Here is a 21,599-nt window from a genome sequence, read left to right on the forward strand (position 1 = left end):
CCTGCGCGTCACGCCCGCCCGGCGGACCATCCCGAACCGGTCATGTCACCCGCATATGGACCGGCCGCCGCGGGCCGGATCACCCGGATGTGGACCGGCCGCCGGACGTGTCGCCCGGCCTCCCGGCCGCCGGACCGGCAGGATGGACGGCATGGCCGAGCCGCACGACCTGACCGCGCTGGAGCAGGCCGCCGCGATCCGCCGGGGCGAGCTGTCCAGCCTGGAACTGGTCGAGCACCACCTGCGCCGGGTCGAAGGGCTCGGCGACACCGTCGGCGCGTTCGTCACAGTTACCGCCGAGCAGGCCCGGAGCGCCGCCCGGGCCGCCGACGCGCTCGCAGCCGAGGGGCGCGGCCCGCTGCACGGGGTGCCGACCGCGATCAAGGACCTCACGCTCACCGCCGGGGTCCGCACCACCTTCGGCTCCGCGGCCTTCGCCGACTTCGTCCCACCCGTCGACGCCGACGTGGTCCGCCTCCTGGCCGACGCCGGCCTGGTCAGCCTCGGCAAGACCACCACCTCCGAACTCGGCTGCTCGCTCTACTCGGAAGGGCTGGTGGCGCCGCCGGCCCGAAACCCGTGGGACCTCGCGTACACCGCGGGCGGGTCCAGCGGCGGCGCGGCAGCAGCGGTCGCCGCCGGGCTGGTGCCGGTGGCGCAGGGCTCCGACGGCGGCGGCTCGCTGCGCATCCCGGCCGCGCTCTGCGGCCTGGTCGGCTACAAACCCAGCCGGGGCATGGTCTCCGGCGGGCCGCTCGGCTTCGGCGGCTTCGGGCTGCCGGTGAACGGGCCGATCGGCCGCACCGTCGCCGACGTGGCCGCGCTGCTCGACGTGCTCGCCCGCCCGGTGCCCGGCGAGCCGTACCTGCCGCCGGCCGCGCCCGCCGGCGGCTACCTCGGCGTCACCCGCGCCGCCCGCGTCACCGGCCCCGGCCGGCTGCGCGTCGGCCGCTTCACCACGCCGATGCTCGCCGACGAACCGGTCCACCCGGACTGCGTGGCCGCCGTCGACCGGGCCGCCGCGCTGCTCACCGACGCCGGCCACGAGGTGGTCGACGTCCCCGCGCCGCTCGGCCCCGAGGCGTGGCCGCTGTTCGAGACCGTCTGGTACGCGCTGGCTGTCACCCCGGTCCCGGCCGGGCGGGAGGGCGACCTGCTGCCACTGACCCGTTACCTGCGCGAGCGCGGCGAGGCGCTCGGCGCGGCCCGGCTGATGGCCGCGCTCGGCGAACTCCAGGCGCAGGTACGCCGTGGCGTCCGCCGTACCGCCGGGTGTGACCTGCTGCTCTGCCCGACGCTCGCGGCCCCGCAGGCGCCGGTGGGCGCGTTCGCCGCCCTCGAACCGGCAGAGGACTTCGACCGGCAGCGGCGCTTCTCACCGTACTGCGCGGTCTTCAACGTCACGGGCGATCCGTCCGTCTCGTTACCTCTCGGACGGACCACCGACGGGCTTCCGGTCGGGGTGCTCCTCACCGGCCGGTACGGCGACGACGCGACACTGCTCGCCACTGCCGCGCAACTGGAGTACCGGAGTGACGGATGGGATCAGCACCCCGCAATCTGGCGGGCCGCCGACTCCGCTAACGTGAACATCACAAGTGACGTGGGGCGCGACCGGTCCTGACCGGCCGACCCGCACCATTCCTGGTCTCTCTTTCCGCCTGGGGGCGTTGGGATTGTCTGTTACCGAGACGTTGGTGGTCTTCGTCGGCATCCCGGCCGCCGCGGTGCTGCTGATCGCCGCCCTGGCGGCCGTCGGCAGCCGCGGCAACGGTGGCGGCGCCAAGCGCTACCGGCCGGGCCGGCCCTTCGACTTCACTCCGGTCTGGTTCCTGGGCCGTCCGGAGCAGCTGGCCGACTCGGCCGGCACGGCGCTGGCCGCCGGGGCGCAGGCGCCGGCGTTGACCAGCCGCAAGCAGGAGCAGGCCGGCCGGGAGGCGCCGGCCGGTGGAACCGGAGGCGCAAGTGACCGTTGGTGAAGCGCGGCCCACGACGGGGACGGGCACCCCGCCCGAGGTGCTGGACGGACCGTTCTCGACCCGTCAGCTGCTCCGCATCGACGAGGCCCTGCGCCTCGCCGACCAGGGCACCGGTCTGGTCTTCTCGGTCTACGTCGGCGGCCTCGACGAGCCGATCCGGGAGCACGCCGAGCGGCTGCACCGCCAGCTCGCCGACCCGGACCGCTCGGTGCTGATCGCGGTGTCGCCCAACCAGCGGCAGCTGGAGATCGTCACCGGCAAGTACGCGCGCAAGCGCATCCCGGACACGTACGCCAAGCTGGCCGCGCTCTCCATGGTGGCCTCCTTCGGCGGCGGCGACCTGGCCGGCGGCATCATCCAGGGCCTCGACCAGCTCGCCAGCCACGCCGGCAAGGGCTGATCCCCGCCCGCACACACGACGAAGCCCGGCCCCGCGTACGCGTGGGCCGGGCTTTCTCGTGTCAGCGGGGCTGGCCCACGAAAACGGCCGGGGCCGGCGCGGACTGCCACCCGCGCCGGCCCCGGCCGACGTGCCTCACTCAGGCGCTGCGCGCGTCCCGCTCCCGGGCCTTCAGCGCGCGGACCACGCCGTCGCGGCCCTCGGCGACCAGCCGCCGCAGCGACGCCGGCCGGCCGTCCTGGGCCAGCCACGCGTCGGTGGCCGCGACGGTGTCCTCCTCGACCAGGTGCGCCGGGTAGGCGAGCTGCACGAACTCCTGCGCCGGCTCGCTGTCGCGCTGCGCCCACACCTGGTCCACCGTGGCGAAGTACCGCTCCCGGTAGGGCGCGGTCAGCTCGACCTGCGCCGCGTGGGTGAAGCCCTGCAACAGCGCCCGGTTGCGCCAGTTGGGCAGCGCGTCCGGGCCGGTGAGCAGCGCCCACACCGCGGCCTTGTTCTCGACGGTCGGCACCAGCGCGTACGCGTACGCGGCCTCCCGCTCGCCGCTGGCGGTACGGTCGCCGGCCAGCTCCGCGTCCACGTCGGCGGCACCGGCCGCGCCGTTGGCGACCAGCGACTGGAGCACCGTCCAGCGCAGCTCCGTGTCGACGGTCAGCCCCTCCGGCACCCCGTTGCCGTCCAGCCAGCCGCGCAGCGTGGCCAGGTCCTCAGCGGAGCGGGCCGACGAGGCGTACGACCGGGCCCAGGCGAGCTGGAAGCCGCTCCCCGGCTCGGCCGCCGCGAGCGCGGTCCGCGCGGTACGGGCCAGGTCGGCCCAGCCGGTCGGCGCCCACGCCGGGTCGGCGTAGAAGGTGAGCGCCGTGGTCGCCTGCCGCAGCGTGGCCGTCACCAGGTTGATGTCGGTCTCGGCGGTCAGCCCGGCCAGCACCAGCGCCACGTAGTCGCGGGCCGACAGCTCGGCGTCGCGGGTCATGTCCCAGGCGGCGGTCCAGCACAGCGCCCGGGCCAGCGACGAGTCGAAGCCGGCGATGTGCTGCACCACAGTGGCCATCGACCGCTCGTCCAGCCGCAGCTTGGCGTACGTGAGGTCCTCGTCGTTGAGCAGCAGCACGTCGGCGGCCGGCTTGCCGTGCAGCTCGGACAGCTCGGTCAGCTCGCCGGTCACGTCCGTCTCGATCAGCTCGCGGCGCACCAGCCGGCCGTCGGTCAGGTCGTACAGGCCGACGCCGATGCGGTGGGTACGCAGCGTCGGGTAGGCCGACGGCGCCTCCTGCCGGACCACCACCCGCTCGTACGTGCCGTCGGCGCCGATGGTCACCTCCGGGCGCAACGTGTTGACCTGCGCGGTCTCCAGCCACTGGGCGGCGAACTTGCGCAGCTCCCGGCCGGAGGCCGCCTCCAGTTCGGACAGCAGGTCGTCGAAGGTGGCGTTGCCCCAGGCGTACTTGCCGAAGTAGGCGCGCAGGCCGGCCAGGAACGGCTCCTCGCCCACGTACGCGACGAGCTGCTTGAGCACGCTCGCGCCCTTGGCGTACGTGATGCCGTCGAAGTTGACCTCGACGGCCTCCAGGTCCGGCATCTCGCAGTAGACCGGGTGGGTGGAGGAGAGCTGGTCCTGCCGGTAACCCCAGTTCTTGCGGATCGACAGGAACGTGGTCCAGGCGTCGGTGAAGCGGGTGGCGTGCGTGTTGCACCAGTGGCTGGCCCACTCGGCGAACGACTCGTTGAGCCACAGGTCGTTCCACCAGCGCATGGTGACCAGGTCACCGAACCACATGTGCGCCAGCTCGTGCAGGATCGTGTTGGCGCGCTGCTCGTACTCGAAGTCGGTGACCTGCGAGCGGAAGATGTAGTGCGACTCGGCGTGCGTGACGCAGCCGAAGTTCTCCATCGCGCCGGCGTTGAAGTCCGGCACCCAGAGCTGGTCGTACTTGGGCAGCGGGTAGCGCACCCCGAACTTCTCCTGGAAGAAGTCGAAGCCCTGCGTGGTGATCAGGTGCAGGTCGTCGGCGTCCATGTGCGGGGCCATGCTGGCCCGGCAGAAGTAGCCCATGTCGATGCCGTCGTGGGTGCGCCGCACCTCGTGGTACGGCCCGGCGCAGAGCGCGGTGATGTAGGTGCTCATCCGCTCCGACACGGTGAAGTGCACCGTCTTCAGGCCCTCACCGGCGGCCTCCTCGCGGGCCACCGGCATGTTCGACACGACCCGCCAGTGGTCCGGGACGGTGGCGTGCCAGGTGTAGACGCTCTTCAGGTCGGGCTGGTCGAAGCAGGCGTAGACCTTCTGCGCGTCGGCGGTCTCGAACTGGCTGTAGAGGTAGGTCTCGCCGTCCACCGGGTCGACGGTCCGGTGCAGGCCCTGCCCGCTGTTGGAGTAGCCGAAGTCGGCGTCGACCACCAGCACGTTCTCGGCGGCCAGGCCGCTGAGCGTGAGTCCCTTCTCGGCGGACCAGCCGGACAGGTCCACCGGCTCGCCGTTGAGTGTGGCCGACCGCACCGATTCGGCGGCTGTCTCGATGAACGTGGTCGCCCCCGGTTCGGCGCAGCGGAACCGGACCTCGGTCACCGAGCGGAACGTGCGACCGGTGGGCTGCACCGCGGTCGACAGGTCAAGGCTGATGTCGTACCCGGTCACCTCGAGCAGGCGGGCCCGCTCCGTCGCCTCGACCTGGGTCAGGTTGCGCACTCCCGGCACTGTTCGTCTCCATCCCACTCGTCTCGCCGCGCCCCGCGGCGCCGGTTCTGCCCGGCCGCTCGTGACGGCCCGTCGAGAACCGAGTCTTCCATGCACGGACCGCTCCCGGTGGTCGAGGTCACGCTCTCATTCCGGTACCGGTCGACGGGGTACGGGGTGAGGATCGGAGGTGACCGCGTCGGGTCCCCGGCGCGACGATGCCGTGAAGGGAAAACACCGTGACCGAACGTGTCACCGCGGACATGTGGTTCGACCCGCTGTGCCCGTGGGCGTGGATCACCTCCCGTTGGCTGCTGGAGGTCGAGCAGGTCCGGGATGTGGACATCCGGTTCCACGTGATGAGCCTGTCCGTGCTCAACGACGGCCGGGAACTGCCGGAGGAGTACCGGGACCTGATGCGCGACGGCTGGGGCCCGGTGCGGGTGTGCATCGCCGTCGAGCAGGCGCACGGCGCCGAGGCGCTGGCGAAGCTCTACACCGCGATGGGCACCCGGATCCACCTCGGCAAGGAGGGCCTGGGCCGGGACATGCTGGTGGGCGCGCTCACCGAGGTGGGCCTGGACCCGGCGCTCGCCGACGCGGCCGAGTCCACCCAGTACGACGAGGCGCTGCGGGCCAGCCACGAGGCGGGCATGCGGCCGGTCGGCACCGACGTGGGCACCCCGGTGATCCACGCCCCGGGTCCGGACGGCGGGCAGGTCGCCTTCTTCGGCCCGGTGATCACCCCGGCGCCGAAGGGCGAGGCGGCCGGCCGCCTCTGGGACGGCGTGCTGCTCGTCGCCGGCACCCCCGGCTTCTACGAGCTGAAGCGCACCCGGGAGCAGGGCCCCATCTTCGACTGAGGGGTAAGGAAGGGCCCCTTCTTAACGCCTCCGGTAGAGGAAGGGCCCCTTCTTAACACCGGCAGCACGCCCCGAGCCCCGCACCCGCCCGTCACCGGGCCGGTGCGGGGCTCGTTTCACCGGGTGTCCCAGCCGACGGCCCGCGGGGCCGCAACACGGCAGCTCCTGGAGGCGTTCCCATGGCCAAGCACCGCCACATGTCCGACGACGCGCCGCGGCAGGCGACCGAGGACTCCGGTGCGACGTACTGGTCGGTGACCGAGAGCCACTGGCCGGCCGGCCCGGCCGAGGTGGCCGACCTGCTGGCCCCGCCGATCGTGGTCGGCGTGGCCCGGGTGGTGGCCACCTCGCGGATGACACCGCCGGGCGAGACCGGCCGCCCCGGCCGCGCGCCGTCGCGGCCCGGCGCCGCCGCCCACCCGGCCGCGGGGGCGACGACGGTACGCCTCAACGCCGGCTCCCGCCCCGCCCCGGCGACCCGCCGCCCGACCCCGGGCCGGCACCGCAACTCCACCGCCTGAGCTGTCCTTCCCGGCGTTAAGAGGGGGCCCTTCCTTTCACCTGGTGGTAAGCGGGTGAGTCCGGCGGCGGCGCCGATCGGGGCCCGGGTAGCGTCAGCGGACATGACGGTCGTGCATCCGATCACCCGGGCCTGGATCACCACTGGCGGCACCGGCGCGCAGAACTACGACGAGTTCGCCGACGACGCGGAGATCACCTCCATCGTCGAGGCGAATCCGCACAGCGCCCTGGGCATCGAGATGCCCCACCGGGCGCCCGGCAGCCTCGGGAAGTCCTTCCTCGACGCGCTGCCGGACGCGGTGGCGCGCCTGGCCGAGGCGAAGGCGGACGGCAGCTACACGCCCGCCGAGCAGGTGGTGGTGCTCTACCGGATCAGCGCGCCGGGCGAGGAGAGCGCGTACGGGCTGTGGGCCATGGTCGACACCGACCAGATCTCCACCCGCGCCGACGAGCCGGGCCTGGTGATCCGCAACGAGGACGTGTTCATCGCCAAGGTGCGCGAGCGCGTCGCCCTGGCCGAGGCGCTCGGTCACCTGCTCTCGCCCGTACTCCTGCTCCAGACCGGCAAGGGCGACGAGCTGCACGCCGCGCTCGCGGCGGCGACCGACGCGGCCGGCGCGCCCGCCGCGACGGACGTCGACCAGTCCGGCCGGACGCACGCGATCTGGCTGCTCGGCCCGGGCCAGGCGCAGGACGAGCTGACCGCGCTGGCCGGCGGCGGGGAGCTGGTGGTCGCGGACGGCAACCACCGCAGCCTGGCCGCGCAGACCGGCGGTTTCCCGCGCTTCCTGTCGGTGATCACCACGCCCGCGTCGGTCGCCATCCAGCCCTACAACCGGCTGGTCAGCGAGCTGACCACCACGCCGGACGAGCTGCTCGACCGGCTGCGCGCGGCGGGCGCGGAGGTCACCCCGGTGGACGGGCCGGTCGACGTGCCGGCCACCGGCGGCGTCGTGCACCTCTACCTCGGCGGCCGGGGGTACGCGGTGACGCTGCCGCACGTCGGCGCCGCCCGGCTGGAGAACCTCGACCACGCGCTCGTCGAGCGCCTGCTGCTGCGCGACGCGCTGGGCCTCGACCCGGGCGACAAGCGGATCACGTACGTGGGCGGCGACTACCCGGCGAGCTGGCTCGTCGGTGAGGTGGACGCCGGCCGGGCCGAGCTGGCGGTGCTCGTCGCGCCGGTGACTGTCGACGACTTCGTCGCGGTGAACCTGGCCCGGGAGAAGATGCCGCGCAAGAGCACCTGGTTCACCCCGAAGGCGCGGGCCGGCCTGGTCGTGGCCGAGCTGCCGCACTGACCGTGTGACGAATCCGCCTCCGGGTCGCCGCCCGCGCGCCGGCCCGGAGGCGGGCCTGTCAGACTGCGCGGTATGCGCGTCTACCTGGGATCCGACCACGCCGGTTTCGAGTTGAAGGTGCACCTCGCCAACCACCTGGCCAAGCAGGGCTACGAGGTGGTCGACGTGGGACCGCACGTCTTCGACCCGGACGACGACTACCCGGCGTTCTGCCTGCACACCGGTGACCGGGTGGTCGGCGACCCGGGCAGCCTCGGCGTGGTGATCGGTGGCTCCGGCAACGGCGAGCAGATCGCCTCGAACAAGGTCGCGGGCGTCCGGGCGGCGCTCGCCTGGAACGTCGACACCGCCCAGCTGGCCCGCGAGCACAACGACGCGAACGTCGTCGCCATCGGCGCCCGGCAGCACACGCTGGGCGAGGCCACAGCGCTCGTCGAGGCGTTCCTCACCACGCCGTTCTCCGGCAACCCCCGGCACAGCCGGCGCATCGAGCAGGTGGCCGCCTACGAGCAGAGCCGCCGCCTGCCCGAGCTGCCCGCCTGAGCGGACGCCTCCGGCTCACCGCCCGTTGCGGGGCAGCTCCTCGCGCGGCACCCAGTTGCGGCGGATGAGCACCACGCGCTGCTCGGCCTCGGCGAGGTCGTCCTCGGTGGGGCGGGCGGCGTCCCGTGCCCGCAGCGCGGCCGTCACGCTCACCTGCGACGAGCCGGAGCCGACCAGCCCGCGCAGCCCGCGCTCGCCCTCCTCGGCGGGCGCGGCGGCGCGGCGTCCCCGGGGCTCCGGCTCGCCCGGCCGGCCGCCGCGCGGTGACCGGGGCGCCACGTCGTCGTGTACCGGTGTCGTACTGGCAGTGGTGCCGCCGGTGCCCGTGCCGTCGGCACCGGTACCGGCACCGGTGCCGGCGGTCTCCGTCGGCGGGGCGGCCTCGCCGTGATGCCGCAGCCGCCGTCGCCGTCGCTCCGCCTCACCCATCCCCCGACCGTACCGCCCCCACACCCCCTCCGGGCGCACCCGTGCCCCCACCCGCGCGATCATGAAGTTGGCCGGGACAAACCGGACGGTTCATGCCGCCAACTTCATGATCGCCAGGGCGGCCGGGCGGGCGGGGCGGCCGGGCGGGCGGGGCGGGGGTGAGGGCTAGAAGACCTCCATGGGGGAGGGGGTGCGGTGCCAGGTGAAGGCGGGGGTGAGCGCGGCCAGCGTGTGCGGGATCAGCTCCCGGACGCGGCCGGCGGCGGCCAGCGCGTACGGGTTCGCGCCGCCGAGGTACAGCTCGCCGAGAGCGCGTACGTCACACGCCAGCCCGGCCGGGGCGGTGGTGGGCGTGCACTGCGCGCCGTCGCGTCCGCCGACCAGCCGCCAGCGGCCGGTGTTCTCTTTCAGCAGCTCGTCGGTGACCTCGATCACCACGTCGACGTCCGGGGCGTAGCGCCGGGCGGCGAGCGCGGCCGGCACGTCCACCACCCGTACCCAGAGCGCGTCGGCGAGCTGCGGGGAGAGCTGGCGGGGCTCGTCCACCAGCCGCAGCAACGGCTCGTCCAGGGCCGCGATCGGGAACGACAGCCGGCGGGTCAGGTCGACCGAGAGCAGCAGCCGCCACAGCGCCGTGTACGCCTCGGGCGTCGCCGCCACCACCTCGCCGACCTGCACCTCGGCCTGCGGCCCGGTGGCCGACGAGCTGTCCTTCGTCCGGTAGAGCGCGTACCCGTCGAGGCCCTCGGCGCCTTCGTGCAGCAGCACCCGGCGCTCGGTGGCACCGCCCCGGTGCGCCTTGAGGTCCGCCAGCACGTACGACCACCAGCGCTCGTCGCGCCGGGACCAGCCGGGACGCTCGGTGCGGACCCGCTCGTACAGCCGGGCCAGCTCGTCCCGGTGCGCGTCCGGACGGCCCAGTCGCAGCCTGCCCTCGGCGGGCGCCGGTGCGGGCAGCCGCAGGCCGGTGGTGTCCACCGACAGCACGTAGCGCGGGGCCGCGGACCCGTAGCCGAAGCGGGGGTAGATGCGGCCCTCGCTGGCCCAGAGCACCGCGATCGGCTCGCGGCCGGCGTCGCGGACGTCCCGCAGCTGGCGCCGCATCAGTGTGGTGAGCAGGCCGCGCCGCCGGTGCGTCGGCGCGACCGCGACCATCGTCACGTGCGCGGCCGGCAGGTCCGCGCCGGGCACCGCGAGGTCGCGGCTGAACGCGGCGGCGTGCGCCACCGCCGTGCCGCCGTCGCGGACCAGCAGCGACCGGTCCGGCTCGAAGATCGGGCGTTCGAGCGCCTGCACCTCGGGGTCGAGATCGCCGTGGAAGGCCAGCGCCAGCAGCGCCGCGATGTCGTCGAAGTCCTCGGCCCGGGATACCACCACGTCAGTCACGGCACGTGTGTATCGCACCGCGATGGGGGTCGGCACCCTATTTGCGGGCTGGCTACCCTCGGAACCGAGGCCGGAATCGGTCGAGGGGGAGGACGAAGATGGCGGACCAGACACAGCCGTGGGCCGAGCGCACCGTGGAGGTGCCGCCCCAGCCGGGGGTGGTGCCCCCGCAGCGGGACGCGTTCCAGCGCGGGGTGGCGGCGGTCGGTCAGCCGCGCCCGTCGCGTACGCCCCGTACCGAGCAGTTCCCCACCGTCGAGCACGGCGACTGGGCGGCGGAGCCGGCGCCCCGCCGGCCGATGAGCTGGCACCTGGCCCAGGCGCGCAAGGGCGGGGAGCTGAGCGCCGCCGGTGCGCTGTTCGCGTTCGTGTGCTGGGGCATCTGGGCGATCTCCGGCCGGGGCAACCTGGTCGCCCCGCTGCTGACGTTCGTGCTCAGCCTGCTCACCGCGGTCGGCCTGTTCGCGCTGGCCCGGCTGCTCGGCCGGCTGATCCTGGAGCGGCAGTTCGGCCGGGTGCGCCGCAGCGCCCGGGGCGCCCACCTGGTCACCGCGTTGTTCCTGGTCGGCGTCGGTGTGGCGTATCTCCAGCAGACCGAGTGGGTGGTCTCCGCCTGGAACTGGGTGACCGGCAACTGAGCCGACAGGTCGTCCGTCCGGTACGCGCCGGACGGACGACCCGGGGCGTCGGTGTCAGAAGGTGGTCGGCGCGCCAGCCGTCTGGCAGGCGGCGTTGATGTCCTTGCTGGCCTTCTCCATGGCGGGGTTGTCGGCGGCGGTGCCCGGGTCGGCGGCCGCGCCCGCCTTGCCGGCCTCCGCGCCGAACTCCTTCAGGGCCGTGGCCGCCTTGCCGTCGCCGGCGGTCGCGGCGAGCTCGGTCACCCGGTCACCGAGTTCGGTCAGGATCGCGCCGGTCTTCTTCGTCAGGTCGCCGCCCGCCTGCACGACGGTCATGAGCTTCGCCCGCATGTCCTTGTTGATCTTCTCTGCGGCGGTGCAGAGTTCCTTGTCGCTCATCGCGGCCGCCGACGGCGAGGGGGCCGCCGAGGAGGGTGCGGCGGAGGCCGAGGTGGCTGCCGGCCCGGCCGTGGTCGAGGGCTTCTCGTCGCCGCACGCGGCGAGGCCCAGCACGGCACAGGTCAGGAGGATCGGGAAGATCCGGTTCGTTTTCACGTCTGGGCACGCTAGTCGATGCCCGTCATTGATCAAACTCGGTTTGCCCCGGTCGGCCCCGGGATGCGCGGGCGGGCGGCATTCGCGCCGCCCGCCCGCGTGCCCGGCCGCGGTACGCCGCGACACCGGTCGTCGCTCCACCAGGACCGTGCTGCCTTACCCCGCCCCGCGGGCTTCATCCGTCGCCCGTTGGGCTGAGCCGTCGCCGCTGCTCGTCGGCCTTCGGCGACGCGACCCGGGCCGCCGGGTCCTCGACGCCCGGGCCGCCGGAACGACAGGCGACGGGTACCGCCCACCGCCGTGAGCGGCCGTTCAGCGAGCCGGGGTGTGCTTCCGGCGCACCGGACCCGTCCGGCCGTCGTGCCTGCGCGTCGCCGCGGAGCAGCATGACGGCATGGGCGCGTATCGATCAGCGTACGAGCGGAGCATCGCCGACCCGGCCGGCTTCTGGCGGGACGCGGCGGCCGACATCGACTGGGTCATCCCGCCGGAGCGCATCCTCGACGACTCGGCGGCGCCGCTGTACCGCTGGTTCCCCGACGGGGTGCTGAACACCTGCCACAACGCGCTGGACCGGCACGTCGCCGCCGGGCGTGGCGACCAGCCCGCGTTGATCCACGACAGCCCGGTGACCGGCGCGGTACGTACCCTCACCTACGCCGAACTGCTCGCCGAGACCGCCCGGTTCGCCGGGGCGCTGCGGCGTCTCGGCGTCGGCCGGGGCGACCGGGTGCTGCTCTACCTGGCGATGGTCCCGGAGGCGGTGATCGCCATGCTGGCCTGCGCCCGGATCGGCGCGGTGCACTCGGTGGTCTTCGGCGGCTTCGCCGCGCACGAGCTGGCCGTCCGGATCGACGACGCGCGGCCGAAGGTGGTGGTGGCGACCTCCTGCGGCATCGAGGCCGACCGGGTGGTGCCGTACCACCCGATCCTCGCCGCCGCGCTCGACGAGGCCGCGCACGCGCCGGAGCGCTGCGTGGTGGTGCAGCGCCCGCAGGAGCCGGCCCCGCTGGTGCCCGGCCGCGACCTGACCTGGGCCGAGGTGATGGCGGACGCGGAACCGGCGCCGTGCGAGCCGGTGGCCGCCACCGACCCGCTCTACGTCCTCTACACCTCCGGCACCACGGGCCGTCCCAAGGGCGTGGTGCGGGACAACGGCGGGCACGCGGTGGCGCTGCGGTGGTCGATGCGCAACGTCTACGGCATCGAGCCGGGCGAGGTCTTCTGGGCCGCCTCCGACGTGGGCTGGGTGGTCGGCCACTCCTACATCGTGTACGCGCCGCTGCTCACCGGCGCGACCACCGTGCTCTACGAGGGCAAGCCGGTCGGCACTCCCGACGCCGGGGCGTTCTGGCGGGTCGCCGCCGAGCACCGGGTGGCCGCCCTGTTCACCGCGCCCACCGCGATCCGGGCGATCCGCCGGCAGGACCCGGACGGCAGCCACATCTCCCGGTACGACCTGAGTGCGCTGCGTACCCTCTTCCTCGCCGGTGAGCGGCTGGACCCGGACACCTGGGCCTGGGCGGGGGAGCGGCTCGGCGTACCGGTGGTCGACAACTGGTGGCAGACGGAGACCGGCTGGCCGGTGGCGGCCAACCCGCGCGGCCTGGAGCCGCTGCCGATCAAGCCGGGGTCGCCGTCGGTGCCGGTGCCCGGCTACGACGTGCGCGTGGTCGACGGTGCTGGCCGGGACGTGCCGCCCGGCACGGACGGCTCGATCGTGATCCGGCTGCCGCTGCCGCCCGGCTGCCTGCCCACGCTCTGGGGTGACGACGAGCGGTTCGTCCGCTCCTACCTGTCCACCTTTCCCGGCCACTACCTGACCGGCGACGGCGGCCGGTTCGACGAGGACGGCTACCTGTACGTGATGGGCCGCACCGACGACGTCATCAACGTGGCCGGGCACCGCCTGTCCACAGGCGCGATGGAGGAGGTCCTGGCGACGCACCCGGCGGTGGCCGAGTGCGCGGTGATCGGCGTCGCCGACGCGCTGAAGGGGCAGGTGCCCAGCGGGTACGTGGTGCTCAAGGCCGGCGCCGACGTGGACCCGGACGCGCTCGCCGCCGAGCTGGTCGCGCTGGTCCGGCAGCGGATCGGCCCGGTGGCTGCGTTCCGCCGGGTGACAGTGGTCCCGGCGCTGCCGAAGACCCGCTCCGGGAAGATCCTGCGCCGCACCATGCGGGGCCTGGTGGAGGGGCGCGACGAGCCGGTCCCGGCGACCATCGACGACCCGGGCGCGCGGGCCGTGTTCCGCGACCTCGGCACCGCGGACTGAGCCAGGCAGGGCTGAAGCGGTCCCCGGCCGGACTCCACCGGCCGGGGACCGCTTGCGGTCAGCGCCGGACCGGGTTGCCGGCGGCGTAGTCGCGGGCGACGCGGACCAGTTCCACCAGGCCGCCGGCGTACTCCTGCGCCTCGGCGTGCGCCTCGTCGAACGGCGGCTGGAAGCCGACGCCGTCCCACTGACCGGTGGTCTCGTTCCACCTGTCGTTCCCGACCTCGAAGTCCCAGGCGAAGATGCCCAGCTCGTAGTAGAGCTGGTCGGCCGAGTTGCCGGCCGCCGAGTAGAGCACGTCGGCGACCGGGCCGGTCTGCGACGGCCAGGTGACGGTGCCGCGCTCGGCCGCGATCGCGCCCACGATGCGCCGGGCGCTGCCCAGGAAGAGTGTCGACTCGTCGATCGACGGGCGCGGCAGCGTCACCCGCCCGTCGGCCTTGTACGCCCCGGGCGGCCACATGAAGTAGCCGCCGTACGAGTGCACGTTCATCGCGAACTTGATGTTCGGGTGGGCCTTGGCCAGGTCGATCACGTTGCGGCTCTCCGGCTCGGACAGCTCCGCCGTGCCCGCGTAGTTGCCGGACAGGCAGTTGGCGCTCGCGCCCACGTACCCGTCGAACAGGGATCCGACCGTGTAGTTGCGGTTGACGTCGACGCCCCACATGGTGCGGTTCTTCGGGTCACGGGAGGCGCCGGTGCAGTGGTTGACCAGGTTCTTGCGCTGGAAGTTGTAGTCGTGGAACGAGTAGTTCGCGCCGTCCGGGTTCACAGTCGGGATGACGAACACGTCCACCTGCTCCAGCAGCTTGCGGGTCGCCGCGTCGGTACGCGCGTTCGCCAGCAGCCGCTCGGCGAACTCCAGCGTGACGAGCGGGGTCGCCCACTCGCGGGCGTGCTCCTGCGAGTACGCCAGCACGCCGATCCGGGAGCCGTCGCGGTGCTTGCCGATGCGCAGCGCCTGCACCGTCCACGGCCGGGACGGCACCTCGGTGCCCTGCAAGCCGTCGTCGAGGCGTACCGGCCCGGCCACCGGCATCGGCAGCCCCGCCGAGCCGTCCTCCACGCTGGCCCGGAAGCGGGCGCCCCGCGGGGCGTTGATCAGGGCGGCGACGTCGTCGGTGGTGCTCGTGACCTTGCCCGCGCCGTCGGTGGCCAGCGAGATGGTCAGCACCCGGTCCCGGTAGCGCATGTTCAGCGGCCGGTTCGGCCGGCCCGGGTCGACGGTGCGTACCTGCACGCCGTTCATGCCCTGGTCGCCGAAGCGGACCGACTCCACCACCACGGCGGCGGCCGCCGGGTCGCCCAGGTAGGCGGCGGCGGTCCGGCGGTATCCCTGGGTCTTGTTCGGCAGGTCGATGACGTCCACCAGGTCGCGGTACTGGCGGCCGAGCCGGGCGATGCGCGCCTTGATGTCGACGGGCGTCAGGTAGGCGTCGATGAAGTCCTTCTGATAGCCGGCCGGCTGCGGCGGCGGGGTCGCGTTCGGCCAGAGCGACGGCGTCACCGGCCGGCTCGTGCCGCCCAGCGTGGAGGTGGCAGTGAGCTGCACCGGACGGCTCGGCACGGGCTGCGGCAGCGCGTAGTGGTACTGGTACTCGCCCGAGTCCTCGAAGCGGTACAGCGGGAACGAGCCGGTGGCACCGTCGGCCGTCCGCCAGCTCACAGTGATCTCCACGTCCGGGTCGTCGGTGGCGGTGGTGGCGACCTGGGCCTGGAGGAACGTCCGGCCGCCGGTGGTCCACCAGTACGCCTGGAGGAACTGGAGCGTGTCGACAGCGGCGGCGCCGCTCGTACGCAGCCCGGCGCGGGTGCGCTCCTGCGCGGCGCGGCGGCTCTCGGCCAGGTGCCGGGCCCCGTCGTCGGCGCGCTGCACCACCTGCACGGCGGTGGCCCCCTGCCGGGTGAGGTCGGCGAGCTGCCGTCCGGTGAGGACCAGGTCGGCGGTCCACTCGCCGTCGCGCGAGCGGGGACGGTTGGCCAGGTCGGCGCCGCCGGCCACCAGGCGGTCGAGCTGCGCCCGGTCGGCGAGCCGCACGCGGACCAGCGCGGTCTCGGTGGGGGCGAGCGTGATCGCGGGGGAGGGCGGTGCGGCGGCGCCCGGCCCGGGATGGGCCAGCGCCGCGGCGATCAGGATGCTGGTGGTGGCGAGTGCGGTCCACCGTCGTCGGACGAACACGGGGCCTCCTGACGAACGTCGATCTCTCTGCCGTTCACACCAGCCGAGGCATCGATCGCTGTCAAGCTCAGTTCCGGTCAGCCGGCGAACCGGTACAACCGGAACTCCTTCTCCGCGCCGCACACGAGCATCTCGGTGTTCCACGAGCAGGACTCGCTGCGGATCTGCTTGAGCTGCCCCATCTCGACCGGTTTGCCGTCCACCGCCGTCCCGGCGAGGACCCGGTCGTCCTCGTACGCGCTCGGTGCCTCGGAGAAGATCAGCAGGTTGCCGGCGTCCAATCGGACCGCCGTCCCGTCCCGGTCACGCAGCACCGCCGTGCCGTCCGGCGCGAACAGCGTCACCGCGTCCGGCGAGTCCCGCCCGGCCAGCACGTGCTCACCGACCGGCACCAGCGACTCGGCACGCGGCGCCGGCCACTGCCGGGTGCCCTCACCCTCGGTCGCCGCCACCACCCGCGTGTCGTCGGCGCCGCTGCCGGGCGTCTCCAGCAGGCACACGCGGCGCTCCCCGCAGGTGACGAGATCCTTCACCCGGCCGCCCTGTTCCGGCGCCTCGTACAGCACGCTCGGCGTGCCGAGACCGCCCAGGTCGTAGGCGAGCAGCCGCAGGCCGCGCTCGTTCTCCGCCACGTACAGCCGGTCGTCGCGGGCGGCCACCGGATCGTCGAGCCCGGCGACGTTGCCCCGGTCCTTGAGGATCTTCCCGCTGCGCATGTCGACGACCCGGACCGACCGGTCCGCGCCGACCTGCACGAGCCGGTCCGCCTTCCCCGCCCACGGGGCGAGCGGCGAGCCCTCGGCGTTGCCGGGCCCGTCCAGCGCCGCGCCGGTGCCGACCGGTACCACCTTCGTGCGCGCGTCGCCGTACTCGGTGCGCGGGTTGGGCCGCTCCCACCGCTGCCGGCCGTCGTCAAGCCGCAGCCCGACCAGGCGTTCGCCGGTGCGGTCCAGCCGGACGATCGTGTCGGGCCCGAGGTACAGGGTGTCGTCGCGACCGACGTCGGTCCGCCAGCGCTGGTCGCCGGAGTCCTCGTCGAGCGCCGCGAGCACGCGGGGGGTGTTACTTCCGGTGGCATCGCCGAGGACGAGCAGCCCGTCGGGCAGCGCCCGGATCCCCGCCCACCGCTGCGCTGTCGCGTCGGTCCGCTTCTCCCAGACCGTCTTGCCGGTGGCCGCCTCGACGGCAGTCACGTGGAGGTGGTCGTCGGGCAGCGAACGGGCCAGGTAGGCGCGTTCCCCGAGCGTCGCGGTGAACATCTGGTCCGGCCGCGTGTCACCGGCGGACACAGTCTTCACCAGCTCCGCGGTGTGGAAGTCCAGCGCCGGGTGCCGGTCCCGGAACACCCAGAGCAGCACCGACGCCGCCACGGCGACGACCACGAGGCCGGCGCCGAGCGCGATCCACCGGCCGCGCCGTGGCCGGCCGCCGCCGGGCCGGACACCGCCCGGCGCGGGGGAGAAGGGCGCTCCGGGTACGCCGGGCTGCCAGCCGCCGCCGGGCGGGGGAGCGGACGGTCCGGGTACGCCGTAGCCCGCGGCCGGGTGCGGCGGAACCGGACCGTGGGCGGCCGGCATGCCGTCGTACCTCGTGGGCTGTGGCGGAACCGGGCCCGGTGTGCCGTCGTACCTCGTGGCGGCCGTCTGCGGGACGGGGCCGTCGGCGACCAGCGTGCCGTGCGGTCCGGCGGACGCCGCGTCCGGACCGCCGAGCGGCGCGGTCGGGTTCGGCCTCGTCGCACCGGCCGGGACCGTGGCGGCGCTCGCCGTGCCGGCGTCGGTCCCGCCCGCGGGCGGCGCGGGCCGTGTCGATTCGGGCTGGGCCGGCGCGGGTGGTGCCGGCGCGGCCTGGACCGGCACGGCGGGACGGCCGGACCGCCGCGGCAGCGGCAGGTCGGTGAGCGCGCCCTCGGCGACAGGCATCTCCGGCTGCTCCAGCACCGTCGGCGCGATGCCCAGCTCGGCGTGCAGCAGCCGGGCCACCAGCGGCACCCTGGTCGACCCGCCGACCAGGAACAGGCCGGAGAGCTGCTCCGGACGCAGCCCGGCGGCGGCGGTCACCTCGCGGGTCTCCGTCACGGCCCGGGCCAGCAGCGGCGCGGCCAGGCGTTCGAAGTCCTCCCGGGACAGCGGCACCGCCGCCTCGACCCCCGGTACGGCGACCGGCGCGACCATGGCCCGGGACAGCATCTCCTTCGCGCCGCGCACGTTGTCCCACAGCTGCTGGCGGTCCCGCCGCTCCGCGGTGGTCGCCGGGTCGGTAAGCCGGGCCCACTCGCCCGGATGGGCCGGGCCGACCAGCTCGCCGAGCCGCCCGAGCAGGGCCGCGTCCAGGTCGAGACCGCCGAGGTCGGGGATCCCGCCGGTGGCGACCAGCTGGAAGCCGGAGTCTCCCCACGGATCGGCGCCCTCGTTGCGCAGCACCGCGACGTCGAGCGTGCCGCCGCCGAAGTCGAACACCGCCACCGCGCCGCCCACCGGCACCGGCCGGCGCAGCACCTGCGTGAAGTAGCGCGCCGCGGCCACCGGCTCCCGCAGCAGGCGGGTGCCGGGCGCGATCGGCCCGGCCAGCGTGTGCTCGGCCGCCGCCGGCCAGCCGGCGAGTTCCAGCGCGTCGTGCAGCACCTGACGGCGGGCCGGCGTCCAGGCCGCCGGGTGGGTGACCACCGCCGGGGGCAGCATCCCGACCGCCGCCACCGCTGCGTCCGCAACCGCGCGCAGCGTCGCTGCCAGCAGCTCCGCCGGCCGGTACGCCCGCCCGCCCAGCTCCACCGTCTCCTCGTCGACCCGGCGCTTCGGGTTCGGCTCGTAGCCGGCCGGGTCGGCCTGGGCCAGGCGCTGCGCGTCCCGCCCGACGTGCAGGTGACCGTCCGCGTCGGCGTACACGCCGGACGGCAGGATCGGGTGGCCGTCGACGAGCACCGGCCGGGTCCGCCCGTCCGGCCAGCGCAGCACCGCCACCGTGTTCGAGGTGCCGAGGTCCACGCCGAGGGCGAAACCGTCCTGCTGGCCTGCCATCCGCGGCTACCTCCACCACCCGACGAGGATGTCCGGCCCGCATCGTACGCAGGCCGCGCCGCCTCGCCGCGCACCCGGCCCGGGGGAATGGACTGGCCGGTCCGGCGCCCGGCCGCATACCGTCGCCGTCATGAGGGTGATCTCCGTCAACGTGGGCCGACCGCAACCGAACCCGTGGAAGGGGATCGGCGCCACCGGCATCGACAAGCGGCCCGTGGACGGCCGGGTCGCCGTCACCGCGCCCGGCCCCAAGGGCAACGGCGACGTCGGGCTCGCCGGTGACCGGGTCTACGACGTGGCCCACCACGGCGGCACCGACCAGGCGGTCTACGCGTACGCCCGGGAGGACCTGGACCACTGGGAGGCCGAGCTGGGCCGTCCGCTCGCCGACGGCAGCTTCGGCGAGAACCTGACCACCACCGGGCTGGACGTCAACGGCGCGCTGATCGGCGAGCGGTGGCGGATCGGGCCGAACCTGGTGCTGGAGGTCTCCTGCCCGCGCATCCCCTGCGGCACGTTCCAGGGGTGGCTGGGCGAACGCGGCTGGATCAAGCGGTTCACCGAGGAGGTACGGCCCGGGGCGTACCTGCGGGTGGTCACGCCGGGCAGCGTCGGCGCCGGAGACCCGGTCGAGGTCGTGCACCGGCCCGACCACGACGTGACTGTGGCGCTGGTGTTCCGGGCCACGACGCTGGAGACGGAGCTGCTGCCCCGGCTGCTGGTCGCCGACGCGCTCCCCGAGGAGGACATGGCGCGGATCCGCCGCCGCTTGACCTGAACCATGCTTCAGGTCGGACGCTTCCCGGTGTGCTGAACTCCGTACTCGACGAGGCGTACGAGCGCGTACGCCACACCGGTCCCGAAGGCGACGGGTGGCTGTCCAACCACGTGCCGGTGACTGGCTCGACCTCTTCGACCGCGAGCTGGCCGGTGAGCCGTGGCGCGACGTGCCTGCCCGGCTCGCCGCTGTCGTCGACGCCGCCGTGGTCCGGCACGGCACACACGGGTACGCCGGTCCGGTGATGCTCGTGCACGCCGCCACCGCGCCGAACGTCGTCCTGCGTACGCTGCCGGCCCTGCCGCCGGCGCTGTGGCGGCCGAGCCTGGCCGCCGCCTGGGCGGCGACCGCCGCCGTCACCGCCGCCTACGCCCCGGCCGGGGCCCGTGCCCTCCCGCCGGCCGCCGGGCCGGAACTCGACGAGGTCATGGCGCGGGTGCTGGACACCGGGGACGCGCACGCGATCAAATTCATCGACACCCTGAGCGACGCGTACGCCCGCAGCGGCGACCCGGCCCTGCTCGCCGTGGCCGCCCGAGCCGTCGAGCAGATCGCCGCAGACTGAACACGTGGAGGGCTGATGACACCCGACGACGAGGCGTTCCTGCGCCGCGCCGTGGAACTCGCCGACCGGGCCGGCGCGTCCGGCGAGCGGCCGTTCGCGTCGCTGCTCGTCGGCGCGGACGGCACCGTCCTGATCGAGGACCACAACACTGTGGTCTCCGACAAGGACGTCACCGCCCACCCGGAGCTGAAGCTGGCCCGCTGGGCCGCCCGGCAGCTCGCCCCCGAGGCGGCCGTCGCGACCACCATGTACACCAGTTGCCAGCCCTGCCCGATGTGCACCGTGGCGATCAACGCATCAGGCCTGGGCCGGGTCGTGTACGCGCTGTCCACCGAGCAGTTCGAGCAGGTCAAGCCTGCGACGCCCGCGCCGCGCCCGGTGCGGTACGACGGGCCGGCGCTGTTCGACGAGGCACGCCGGCCGATCGAGGACCACTACTAGGCACCCGGGTGACGGTGGACGCGCCACGGCGGAGCACCGGGTCGAGCGGTGCGGTGGGCCTCCGGCGTCGCTACATTCTCCGGCCCGGACCTTGAACCTCGCGAGCCGGACCGGCATCTGCGCGACGCCGTCGTGGGGTTCCTCGGTCGATGAGAGCGGCGGGGGTCATCTGCCGGCGAGGTGCTCTGGTGGCATCATCGATCCGTGCCTGTGATCGAAGTTGTCCTCGGTGACATCACCCGAGAGGACGTCGATGCCGTCGTCACCGCGGCGAATGAGTCGCTGTTGGGTGGCGGCGGTGTGGACGGGGCGATTCATCGTGCAGCCGGACCGCGGCTGGCCCAGGCGGGTGCTGCCCTGGCACCGTGCGATCCGGGCGACGCGGTCGCCACGCCGGCGTTCGATCTGGACCCACCGGTACGCCATGTCATTCACACCGTCGGCCCGGTGTGGGAAGGCGGCGGCTACGGTGAGGCCGATGTCCTGGCGTCGTGCTACCGGCGCAGCCTTGAGGTTGCCGATGAGATCGCCGCTCGCCGCGTCGCCTTCCCCGCCATCGCTACTGGTGTGTACGGGTTCCCGACCGACCAGGCAGCGAAGATCGCGATCTCGACCATCAGAGCGACACCGACGAACGTCGAGTACGTCCGCCTGGTCGCCTTCGACCAGGCCACGTACGAACTGCTGGCTTCGGCGCTCTAGGGGCCCGGCCGTTGAGTTCGTGAGGCGGATCCTCGCAGGCGGCCGGAGCAGCTGATGGCCACGGCTGGCCCGAGCGGGGGAGTCGCCGACCGGCCCAGGCTCGGGGGATGCGTCCTCTGACCGGGGCCGGAGGCCGTGGAGCGGGCGACGGGAATCGAACCCGCACCGTCAGTTTGGAAGACTGAAGCTCTGCCATTGAGCTACGCCCGCGAGCGCCCCACCACAGCAGGGCGCGCCGACAGCGTACCGAATCACCCCCGCCGCCGTGCAGCGCGTACCCCGCGCACGCCGCCGACCGTCAAGATCCACACAACTTCGGCGAGGTGGCGCCTTCCTGCGCCCCCGGACCCAGCCACTTCCCCGAACTGGCGCC

Annotated in this window: 18 protein-coding genes, 1 tRNA gene and 1 pseudogene; 13 read left to right on the plus strand and 7 right to left on the minus strand. The window is 74.2% G+C overall.

Going from position 1 to position 21,599, the window contains the following annotated elements:
• Positions 1-151 precede the first annotated feature (151 nt).
• The 3 genes from FHX31_RS04225 to FHX31_RS04235 all read left to right on the plus strand — a co-directional run bounded on the left by FHX31_RS04225 (position 152) and on the right by FHX31_RS04235 (position 2,379).
• Complete coding sequence (locus tag FHX31_RS04225; protein WP_030273311.1) at positions 152-1,624, plus strand: amidase; 1,473 nt, start codon at positions 152-154, stop codon at positions 1,622-1,624.
• Positions 1,625-1,697: 73 nt separating this feature from the next.
• Positions 1,698-1,979: an aa3-type cytochrome oxidase subunit CtaJ gene (ctaJ, locus tag FHX31_RS04230; protein WP_018786906.1), complete on the plus strand. Its 282-nt coding sequence runs from the start codon at positions 1,698-1,700 to the stop codon at positions 1,977-1,979.
• Entirely contained in the window at positions 1,966-2,379 is a 414-nt protein-coding gene (locus FHX31_RS04235; protein ID WP_013475476.1) for a DUF5130 family protein, read from the plus strand. The genes ctaJ and FHX31_RS04235 overlap by 14 nt, the downstream gene beginning before the upstream one ends.
• Positions 2,380-2,518: 139 nt before the next feature.
• On the opposite strand, the gene pepN is transcribed toward FHX31_RS04235, so the two are convergent.
• Entirely contained in the window at positions 2,519-5,065 is a 2,547-nt protein-coding gene (gene pepN / locus FHX31_RS04240) for an aminopeptidase N (protein WP_184975150.1), read from the minus strand.
• Positions 5,066-5,292: 227 nt separating this feature from the next.
• On the opposite strand from pepN, the gene FHX31_RS04245 reads away from it, so the two are divergent.
• From FHX31_RS04245 to FHX31_RS04260, 4 genes are all read left to right on the plus strand, one after another.
• Entirely contained in the window at positions 5,293-5,916 is a 624-nt protein-coding gene (locus tag FHX31_RS04245) for a mycothiol-dependent nitroreductase Rv2466c family protein (protein WP_013475477.1), read from the plus strand.
• A 179-nt stretch (positions 5,917-6,095) separates the two neighbouring features.
• On the plus strand, positions 6,096-6,437 hold the full coding sequence (locus FHX31_RS04250; RefSeq protein ID WP_091330949.1) for a hypothetical protein: 342 nt from the start codon (positions 6,096-6,098) through the stop codon (positions 6,435-6,437).
• Positions 6,438-6,539: 102 nt separating this feature from the next.
• A complete protein-coding gene (locus FHX31_RS04255) occupies positions 6,540-7,739 on the plus strand; it encodes a DUF1015 family protein (protein WP_123110046.1) in 1,200 nt (399 codons plus the stop codon).
• A gap of 72 nt (positions 7,740-7,811) precedes the next feature.
• Complete coding sequence (locus FHX31_RS04260) at positions 7,812-8,282, plus strand: ribose-5-phosphate isomerase (RefSeq protein ID WP_184975151.1); 471 nt, start codon at positions 7,812-7,814, stop codon at positions 8,280-8,282.
• A gap of 15 nt (positions 8,283-8,297) precedes the next feature.
• On the opposite strand, the gene FHX31_RS04265 is transcribed toward FHX31_RS04260, so the two are convergent.
• Positions 8,298-8,711 (minus strand): hypothetical protein, encoded by a 414-nt coding sequence (locus FHX31_RS04265; RefSeq protein WP_041784200.1) that lies wholly within the window; start codon positions 8,709-8,711, stop codon positions 8,298-8,300.
• Positions 8,712-8,876: 165 nt separating this feature from the next.
• On the minus strand, positions 8,877-10,097 hold the full coding sequence (locus FHX31_RS04270; protein WP_374537453.1) for a GNAT family N-acetyltransferase: 1,221 nt from the start codon (positions 10,095-10,097) through the stop codon (positions 8,877-8,879).
• Positions 10,098-10,195: 98 nt separating this feature from the next.
• On the opposite strand from FHX31_RS04270, the gene FHX31_RS04275 reads away from it, so the two are divergent.
• A complete protein-coding gene (locus tag FHX31_RS04275; RefSeq protein ID WP_013288045.1) occupies positions 10,196-10,735 on the plus strand; it encodes a hypothetical protein in 540 nt (179 codons plus the stop codon).
• Between the two features lie 54 nt (positions 10,736-10,789).
• Here the strand turns inward: FHX31_RS04275 and FHX31_RS04280 are convergent, their stop codons facing one another.
• The gene (locus tag FHX31_RS04280; protein WP_013288044.1) at positions 10,790-11,269 is read right to left on the minus strand and encodes a hypothetical protein; all 480 of its coding nucleotides are present in this window, start codon (positions 11,267-11,269) and stop codon (positions 10,790-10,792) included.
• Positions 11,270-11,633: 364 nt separating this feature from the next.
• On the opposite strand from FHX31_RS04280, the gene FHX31_RS04285 reads away from it, so the two are divergent.
• Complete coding sequence (locus FHX31_RS04285; protein WP_221488375.1) at positions 11,634-13,544, plus strand: propionyl-CoA synthetase; 1,911 nt, start codon at positions 11,634-11,636, stop codon at positions 13,542-13,544.
• A gap of 58 nt (positions 13,545-13,602) precedes the next feature.
• Here the strand turns inward: FHX31_RS04285 and FHX31_RS04290 are convergent, their stop codons facing one another.
• A complete protein-coding gene (locus FHX31_RS04290) occupies positions 13,603-15,723 on the minus strand; it encodes a M14 family zinc carboxypeptidase (protein WP_184975156.1) in 2,121 nt (706 codons plus the stop codon).
• Positions 15,724-15,800: 77 nt separating this feature from the next.
• A complete protein-coding gene (locus FHX31_RS04295; protein WP_184975158.1) occupies positions 15,801-18,740 on the minus strand; it encodes an Hsp70 family protein in 2,940 nt (979 codons plus the stop codon).
• A gap of 130 nt (positions 18,741-18,870) precedes the next feature.
• Here FHX31_RS04295 and FHX31_RS04300 point away from each other — a divergent pair, with 130 nt between their 5' ends.
• The 4 genes and pseudogenes from FHX31_RS04300 to FHX31_RS04315 all read left to right on the plus strand — a co-directional run bounded on the left by FHX31_RS04300 (position 18,871) and on the right by FHX31_RS04315 (position 21,226).
• Positions 18,871-19,518 (plus strand): MOSC domain-containing protein, encoded by a 648-nt coding sequence (locus FHX31_RS04300; RefSeq protein WP_091330954.1) that lies wholly within the window; start codon positions 18,871-18,873, stop codon positions 19,516-19,518.
• Between the two features lie 169 nt (positions 19,519-19,687).
• Positions 19,688-19,901, plus strand: a pseudogene (locus FHX31_RS32520) (questin oxidase family protein); the annotation flags it as partial.
• 197 nt (positions 19,902-20,098) lie between these two features.
• Complete coding sequence (locus FHX31_RS04310) at positions 20,099-20,524, plus strand: nucleoside deaminase (protein ID WP_013475485.1); 426 nt, start codon at positions 20,099-20,101, stop codon at positions 20,522-20,524.
• A 204-nt stretch (positions 20,525-20,728) separates the two neighbouring features.
• Entirely contained in the window at positions 20,729-21,226 is a 498-nt protein-coding gene (locus FHX31_RS04315; RefSeq protein WP_184975161.1) for an O-acetyl-ADP-ribose deacetylase, read from the plus strand.
• 136 nt (positions 21,227-21,362) lie between these two features.
• Here the strand turns inward: FHX31_RS04315 and FHX31_RS04320 are convergent.
• Positions 21,363-21,436 (minus strand) — tRNA-Gly (locus FHX31_RS04320).
• Between the last annotated feature and the right edge of the window lie 163 nt (positions 21,437-21,599).

Source organism: Micromonospora sp. CNZ286 (assembly GCF_014207755.1).

Bases quoted from the DNA above. Each gene is read 5' to 3' on its own strand.
- FHX31_RS04225 (WP_030273311.1), top strand. From the start codon at position 152: ATGGCCGAGCCGCACGACCTGACCGCGCTGGAGCAGGCCGCCGCGATC.
- FHX31_RS04250 (WP_091330949.1), top strand. From the start codon at position 6,096: ATGGCCAAGCACCGCCACATGTCCGACGACGCGCCGCGGCAGGCGACC.
- FHX31_RS04255 (WP_123110046.1), top strand. From the start codon at position 6,540: ATGACGGTCGTGCATCCGATCACCCGGGCCTGGATCACCACTGGCGGC.
- FHX31_RS04260 (WP_184975151.1), top strand. From the start codon at position 7,812: ATGCGCGTCTACCTGGGATCCGACCACGCCGGTTTCGAGTTGAAGGTG.
- FHX31_RS04265 (WP_041784200.1), bottom strand. From the start codon at position 8,711: ATGGGTGAGGCGGAGCGACGGCGACGGCGGCTGCGGCATCACGGCGAG.
- FHX31_RS04275 (WP_013288045.1), top strand. From the start codon at position 10,196: ATGGCGGACCAGACACAGCCGTGGGCCGAGCGCACCGTGGAGGTGCCG.
- FHX31_RS04295 (WP_184975158.1), bottom strand. From the start codon at position 18,740: ATGGCAGGCCAGCAGGACGGTTTCGCCCTCGGCGTGGACCTCGGCACC.
- FHX31_RS04300 (WP_091330954.1), top strand. From the start codon at position 18,871: ATGAGGGTGATCTCCGTCAACGTGGGCCGACCGCAACCGAACCCGTGG.
- FHX31_RS04310 (WP_013475485.1), top strand. From the start codon at position 20,099: ATGACACCCGACGACGAGGCGTTCCTGCGCCGCGCCGTGGAACTCGCC.